This is a genomic window from Rubellimicrobium sp. CFH 75288 (genome assembly GCF_009904055.1).
Taxonomy (GTDB): domain Bacteria; phylum Pseudomonadota; class Alphaproteobacteria; order Rhodobacterales; family Rhodobacteraceae; genus Rubellimicrobium.
The window spans coordinates 1-672 of sequence record NZ_WYDP01000059.1; the positions used below are offsets into that span (position 1 = coordinate 1).

Sequence of the window (672 nt, forward strand, 5' to 3'; positions counted from 1 at the left end):
GCCGGGCGGACCGACGAGGAGGATGCCCTTGGGGATGCGCGCGCCCAGCCGCCCGTAGCGGTCGGGCTCCCTGAGGAAACTCACGATTTCCCGAAGTTCGGCCTTCGCCTCGTCGATGCCGGCCACGTCATCGAAGGTCACGCCGGTATCCTTCTCGACATAGACCTTCGCCTTCGACCTGCCGACCGTCATCATGCCGCCGAAGCCCTGCCGTTCGGCAAAGCGGCGGAAGAAGAACGACCACAGCGCGAACAGAAGCACGATCGGCACGACCCACGAGAGGATCATGGTAAGCAGCGTGTTCGTCACCGTGCCGTCGTATTCCGCGCCCGACTGCTCCAGCCGGCGGGTCAGATCCTCGGGTACGATGTTCGTCACGAAATGGGTCCGCCCGTCGATCGGGTCGCGATAGCGGCCGACGATCCGCTCGGGCTGGACCTGCACCTCGGCGATCCGGTCCTGTTCGAGCAGTTCGAGGAATCGCGAGTAGGGGATGCGTTCGGTCGTCGTGGCCCCCTGCCACCACGACTGGAACAGCATCAGCAGCAGAAAGGCCGCGATCCAATACCAGATGTTGATCTGCTGTTCCCGGTTCATCCGACGGCTTTCCCTGCGCTCAAAGCCCTTCAAGACCGCATCCGGCGCAGATCTTTGACTGGAGGTGGCGCGCCC

General features: G+C 64.1%; 1 protein-coding gene. It reads right to left on the minus strand.

The window, feature by feature from the left end:
* Positions 1-597 (minus strand): ATP-dependent metallopeptidase FtsH/Yme1/Tma family protein (locus tag GT358_RS16365; RefSeq protein ID WP_208103589.1); only part of this gene is annotated, 597 nt, incomplete at its 3' end.
* Between the last annotated feature and the right edge of the window lie 75 nt (positions 598-672).